Origin of the sequence: Plectonema radiosum NIES-515, assembly GCF_025753815.1 — a bacterium.
Taxonomy (GTDB): domain Bacteria; phylum Cyanobacteriota; class Cyanobacteriia; order Cyanobacteriales; family Nostocaceae; genus Hassallia; species Hassallia radiosum_A.
Window position 1 is genome coordinate 21,647 of the sequence record NZ_JAOWRF010000084.1, and the last position, 6,446, is coordinate 28,092.

Annotated in this window: 6 protein-coding genes; 3 read left to right on the top strand and 3 right to left on the bottom strand. The window is 42.4% G+C overall.

Annotated features, from left to right (window positions below; translation table 11 throughout):
- Positions 1-140: 140 nt before the first annotated feature.
- Positions 141-848, top strand: coding sequence for a bifunctional demethylmenaquinone methyltransferase/2-methoxy-6-polyprenyl-1,4-benzoquinol methylase UbiE (gene ubiE, locus OGM63_RS05395; protein WP_263744473.1), 708 nt, complete (start codon positions 141-143; stop codon positions 846-848).
- Between the two features lie 166 nt (positions 849-1,014).
- Positions 1,015-2,247, top strand: coding sequence for a DUF445 domain-containing protein (locus OGM63_RS05400; protein ID WP_263744474.1), 1,233 nt, complete (start codon positions 1,015-1,017; stop codon positions 2,245-2,247).
- Between the two features lie 63 nt (positions 2,248-2,310).
- Here OGM63_RS05400 and OGM63_RS05405 read toward each other — a convergent pair whose 3' ends face one another.
- The 3 genes from OGM63_RS05405 to OGM63_RS05415 form a co-directional block, all read right to left on the bottom strand.
- Entirely contained in the window at positions 2,311-3,108 is a 798-nt protein-coding gene (locus OGM63_RS05405) for an Rpn family recombination-promoting nuclease/putative transposase (protein WP_263744475.1), read from the bottom strand.
- Positions 3,109-3,127: 19 nt separating this feature from the next.
- Positions 3,128-3,721, bottom strand: a complete 594-nt coding sequence (locus tag OGM63_RS05410) for a hypothetical protein (RefSeq protein ID WP_263744476.1) — start codon at positions 3,719-3,721, stop codon at positions 3,128-3,130.
- Positions 3,722-3,883: 162 nt separating this feature from the next.
- Complete coding sequence (locus tag OGM63_RS05415) at positions 3,884-4,738, bottom strand: helix-turn-helix transcriptional regulator (RefSeq protein WP_263744477.1); 855 nt, start codon at positions 4,736-4,738, stop codon at positions 3,884-3,886.
- Between the two features lie 134 nt (positions 4,739-4,872).
- On the opposite strand from OGM63_RS05415, the gene OGM63_RS05420 reads away from it, so the two are divergent.
- Positions 4,873-6,267, top strand: coding sequence for a TldD/PmbA family protein (locus OGM63_RS05420; protein WP_263744478.1), 1,395 nt, complete (start codon positions 4,873-4,875; stop codon positions 6,265-6,267).
- Positions 6,268-6,446: the final 179 nt, after the last annotated feature.

A 6,446-nucleotide genomic window follows, 5' to 3' on the forward strand; every position in this document is an offset into this window, starting at 1 on the left:
GACTTTTAATCGATGAGTAATAAAATTTGCACTATTTGTTTACACAAGTAAGTGGGCGAAATTAAACGTAAAATAATTTCCTCATTCTTAGTGAGCGGTTTACCGCTCATATCTTCGGTTTTGAAAATTAAAGTCCGAATATGAACCAAAGCAAAAATAATATAGATGTTCGCGCTATTTTTGACCGCATTGCCCCTGTTTACGATCAATTGAACGATTGGTTAAGTCTGGGACAACACCGCATCTGGAAGGAAATGGCAGTGAAATGGAGCCAAGCCAAACCAGGTGATACCTGCCTAGATTTATGTTGTGGTAGTGGCGATTTAGCTTTGCGTTTAGCGCGACGTGTGGGAGGATGGGGAAAGGTTTACGGAGTGGACTTTTCCCCTAATCTGCTCTTAAGTGCCCAACAACGCTCCAGAGCGCAATATCCCCAACCGCCTATCACCTGGGTAGAAGCAGACGTGCTAAATTTACCCTTTGAGGACAATTCTTTTGCCGCTGCGACGATGGGCTATGGCTTAAGAAATGTTAGAGATATTCAAGGCAGCCTGAAAGAATTACACCGCGTCTTGCAACCGAGGGCAAAAGCCGCAATTTTAGACTTTCATCGTCCCAGCAATTCGCAAATCCGCGCTTTTCAGCAGTTTTATTTAGATAATCTCGTTGTCCCGTTGGCAGACTACTTAGGTGTGAAGGAAGAATACGCTTACATCAGTCCCAGCTTAGATCGTTTTCCCATCGGCACAGAGCAAATAGACCTAGCTCGTCAAGTTGGTTATGCAACTGCCACACACTACCCCATCGCGAACGGTATGATGGGAATGCTGGTAGTCAGCAAATTTTAGATTGGTGACTAGGAATTAGGGACGCTTGGACTGGGGACTGGGGACTAGAATCTGGAAACTGGAAAAATCCCAATCCAAAATCCAAAATCCAAAATCCGTCTTAAAAAGCTTTGAGCGGAGGAAACCTCCGATCAAACTTTTCGCAAAATCCAAAATCCGAAATCCTGTGGATTGGTCTCATATCTGGCTTTACGTGTCTCCCCCGGTAGTGGGTGGAATTATTGGCTATTTCACGAATGATATAGCCATCAAAATGTTATTTCGTCCCTACCGAGCGCTTTACATTGGTACAACTCGTGTTCCGTTCACTCCTGGATTAATTCCTCGCAATCAGGAACGCCTTGCGAAGAACATTTCCAATACAATTATGGGGTCATTGCTGACACCAGAAGAATTGCAAAAGCTAGCGCGGCGTCTGTTGCAAACGGACCGCGTGCAATCAGGGATTCTTTGGTTATTGCAAATGGCGTTCGAGCAAATTCAAGGGGATAAACAAGATAAAAGTACAAAGATTGTCGCCGGAATTTTGCGCGATTTGTTAGGAGAATCTTTGCCACGTCTACTGAAGGTTTTGGCACGAAAAGAAGACTTTTTAGAAACGCAAATAAATCAAATTTTTGACCAGATATTACTGGAATTTCAACTCAGCGAAGAACAATCTACTCGGCTTGCTGATTGGTTATTGCAAGTAGTTTTACCCCCAGATGCAATCCGGCAGACAATCATTGATTTTTTAACCGATCGCACGATTCAAATTATTGATGAAAGCTTTCGCGAAAAAACCAGCGGAACTTATTGGGTAGTGGCAAATTTGTTTGGTTTACGCAATACTTTAACTCGATTGCGGACGTTTTGCTTGGATGAAAAAGAGACGACAAATCAACGCATCAAAGAATTAATTCAAGAATTGCAAATGCGCGATCGCCTCAGAAAAATTCTGCAAAATATATCTTTACAAAACTTGCCAATGGGGACGGTGCGGCAATTGCGAAAGACTACCCGCGAAAGTGTGCGTCATTATCTGCAAACAAGTGGTGGTGATTTACTACAAGGATTAACTGATTCCGTTGACTGGGAAAATATTGCTTCAGTATTGCTAAATCGTCTTAGTGCTTCCCCGGTTGTTAGTTCTTCGTTGGATATGGTGAGTGAAGAACTGGCATTAATTTTAGATAAATATTTAGAAAAAGATTTAGAAAAGATTGTGGCTCAAGCGATACCCATTTTGTCAATAGATCAAGTGATTGTCGATCGCGTAAAATCAACATCACCCGCTGATTTAGAAGCCGCAATTGAGGGAATTGTCAAAAATGAATTGCAGGCGATCGTTACTTTAGGTGGTGTTTTAGGTTTTATCGTCGGGTTATTTCAGATAGTATTATTGGTATTTAGTCAATAGAGATTTAAGAGTGCGATCGCACTCTTTTCTAAAACTTGATAAAAAGGGCGATCGCTCTCGTTATTATGCCTCACCTTCTCGCTTAAGCAACAACTCCACCTCTTGAAGTGATAAACCAGTCATTCTTACCACTTCTTCCACAGCCATTCCGCTGTTGAGTAGATTTACTGCAACCAGCCGAACACCCTCTTGAACACCTTTGGCTTCACCTTTGGCTTCACCTTCGGCTACAGCCTCTTCCCAAATATCTTGATAAATTACAGACTCCCGCATAATCTCTCTCCGTAAAACTCTTTTAATCAGCTGTTTCTCTAATACTAAACCAGCTAAAATCGAAGTTGCAGCCGCAACATTACTTTGCCGTCGTTGGTTGGAAATTCCTTCTATTTCCTGTGCTACTTGCTGTAATGTGCTGTTTCTATCCTTTGTTTCACCCAACACCGCAAACGGTAATAAACCTGGATAGCGCAAAAATACCTCCACAGGTTGTTCCCACAGTCGAATCACTTCAAACTCATGACGAGAACCAGGAATACTAAAGGTATTTTGCCGCACGAGTTCTGAACTTGTTTCTTTAAGGTAAATCACAACTTGACGCATCCGCTTTTGGGGAAAGCGACGATACACCCGCAACCGATAATCAATCATGCGAAAGGGAATATTTGCATCGGGTTGAGTCTGAAACTCCAAATGAAGCACGACCTCTGCCGATTCTAATAAAATTAGTGCATCGGCTCTAATTGGTTCAAGTGAGAGTTCCGAAGGACTTAACTCTGTTAGAGAAATTGGTTCTCCTAACAGCCAGGTGGCAAAGTCGGTAGAGAAATTTTCGGCAAGAAATTTGCAAACATTATCAAACATTCCCAAATCCTAGCATTAACTAGCTAGGTAACTTCCTTTGCATTCTCGACTTACTTAAGCGAAGCATTATTGCTAAGACTAATAAGATAACTAAAGGTAAATAAATCAGCATTGACTGTTGAATTCTCAGGCTAAATTCCAATGTAAAAGCTAACCAGAAAAAGTGCATTCCGGTAGTGTGCAAAATTTTCCAAGCACGTTGACCGATTAAAGCAGCGGGACGATCAAAGGACGTTATAGTCATGGCTATGAGTAATAAATAACCGAAAGTGCCGCCTGGGTCAAATTTGGGAGTTACTCCAGAAGTGGCAAACCATAATCCAATCAGAGCGATCGCATGATAAATATGCGACACTGCCATTGATATGCCTAAATAACGGCGATTCTTTAAAAGCCATGTTGTGAAATAATTTGACCAATTCGCTCCCAGTGAGGATGCGACAAAAGCACCAAGAAATAAGATACACGAAGTACGGGCAGTTGCCCTGATTGCCATCCGCATTGCTTGTTCATCAATGCCATAAAATAACCAGATGACAGCAACCATAGCACCAATCGTCAGCGTTGATAAACCGACGATATTCCAACCTTGAAAAGTGGTGGTATGTTTCATACTTTCTTACTTTTGCTTTACTGCTGATTGCTATTTAATTTAGCGATCGCTTTGTCTTTCTGTCTTGCCTAATATAAACAAAAAATGTCTTAATCTTCCTGATTATTGAAACTCCATCCCTTTATCGGTGAAGTTCTTCTGACTCCTAACTCCTAACTTCTTTTACAGCGCGTCTCGATATACCTTTGGTGTTGTTTTGGTATGTTCGCGAAACACCCTGGTAAAATGACTTTGACTTTGAAAGCCGACATGGTGACAGATTTCTACAAGTGTCAATTCCCGTATATGCAATAATTGCTTTGCTTTATCTATTCGGCATTTCATCACATATTGATGCGGTGTCAAACCTGTAGATTGCTTGAATAAAGTAGCAAAATAATGGGGACTCATCTGCACTGAAGCTGCAACTTCAGCTAAAGTTAAATTGTGGTCTAAATTTTCATTGATGTAGTTTATAGCTTCCCTTAATCTATACTTGGGCAAACCACCTGTATAGTTTTTAATCTGCGGTTTACGTGCAGAATATCGGGTCAATAAATGCACTGAAAGCGCTGTTGCCATCGATTCTACATAAAGCCGACTGTCAGCGCTGGAGGCTTCTAATTCAGCTTTTAATGCTAACCCCATATGCTGAATTAACGGGTCGCGTATGTGCCAGTGTGGTACAATTTCGATATTATCTGCATCCGCAGATTCACAAGCAACACGGTTAAGAATTGCAGGTTCAAGAAATAGTTCAACTAATGGAACTTCCCGATCAATCTGTGTTCGGGGGAAAGCTTGGGAAGCTGGGATAATGGCAATATCACCCGATTCGTAATCCACTTGTTGCCAACTTTGGTTTAACATATAGCTGGCACGAAAATTATCAAGAGCAATAACAATAAAGTGCCGACCCATGTACATTTCCGGTGTTTCGTCGCATGGTTCTATTTCATATAAGAGGTTCAAGCCTTCCCATCCTGCCTCAAAGCTGGAGAGGAGGTGTAAGTGTTCGTTTCTGTTATTGTTAGACACGGCTGAAGTCGGCTTTGATGATTGATATCGCGTGCTTGAGCGGCTTGTCGTTAGGATAATGCATATATCAGTCTAAAAATTATCCATTAATTATTTGAATATCTGTAAATAGATCGTTAAACAAAGGCAATATTATGCAAACCCAACTTACCGATGCCCAAAATTTACTTTCTGACTTGATTGCCCATTACTCATCTAGAGTAGATTATCTCATGATTCGCCTGGAAGAAGCAGAAGATACTGATATTTTGTTGCGTGGTGATAAACTAGAAACTCTAAGCGTTGGGATTTCAATTGGTGGACAAATTCGCGCTTGTTATAAAGGTGGTTGGGGTTTAAGTAGTTTTAACCAGCTAGCGACAATTAAAGAGCGGATAGAAGAAGCGATCGCAGCAGCACGGATGGTTGGTGATGAAGAAACTATACTTGCCCCAATAGAAATAGTACAAGCAATATGCACTTTACCGCTTACAGGTAGTGACCCGCGAAAGATTTCCCTGGTGGATAAAAAACAATTGTGCGATCGCTACACCGATTTACTCAAAAGCGTAGACCATCGCATCACCACTACTTCAGTTAGCTACGGTGACAGTGCCCAAAGAATCATCCTCGCTACTTCCGAAGGCACTTTAATTGAGCAATCTTGGGTGGATATGGAAATGCGCTTTGCCGCTACAGCTAAAGACGGGGAAACTCTGCAAACTGGCAGGGAAACCACCGGCTCTCGCAAAGCTTATGAAGATTTAACACATTTGGATGAACAAGTCAAGAGTACCGCTCAAAGGGCAGTAGCTGCTTTATCTTTGGCATCAGTCAAAGGTAATACTTACACTGTGGTCATTGACCCGATTCTCACCGGGTTATTTGTCCACGAAGCCTTTGGACATCTTTCTGAGGCAGATGTGGGTTACGAAAATCCAGATTTGCTGGAAGTAATGACTATTGGTCGGCGTTTTGGTCCAAAAGAGTTGCAAATTTTTGATGGTGCTGCACCTCAGGGACATCGTGGTAGTTATTTTTACGATGACGAAGGCACACCCGCTACCACCACTCAACTAATTAAAGATGGCGTTTTGGTGGGACGTTTGCATTCTCGTGAAACCGCTGGCAAATTAGACGAAGCACCTACAGGCAATGCACGTTGTCTCAATTATCACTTTTCGCCAATAGTGCGGATGACTAATACCTGGATTGAAAGAGGTACAACGCCAGTAGAAAATTTATTTAATGGTATAAAAGAGGGAGTGTACGCCCGGAATTTACTAGGGGGAATGACAAACGGGGAAATGTTCACCTTCAGCGCTGCGGAAGCATGGATGATTAGAAATGGTAAAATTGCCGAACAGGTGCGGGATGTGACGCTTTCGGGTAATGTTTTTCAAACTTTAGCAGATATAGAAGCGATCGGTGATGACTTTTACTGGGATGAGTCCGGTGGTTGCGGCAAAGGTGGACAAGATGGTTTACCTGTCGGTTGTGGTGGACCGAGTTTAAGAATACGTGATGTGATGGTTGGGGGGGAAGCTTGATTTCGTACCGGAGGAGCAAAGTTAGTTGTAGAGACGTTCCGACGGAACGTCTGTACCGGAGGAGCAAAGTTAGTTGTAGAGACGTTCCGACGGAACGTCTGTACCGGAGGAGCAAAGTTAGTTGTAGAGACGTTCCGACGGAACGTCTGTACCGGAGGAGCAAAGTTAGTTGTAGAGAC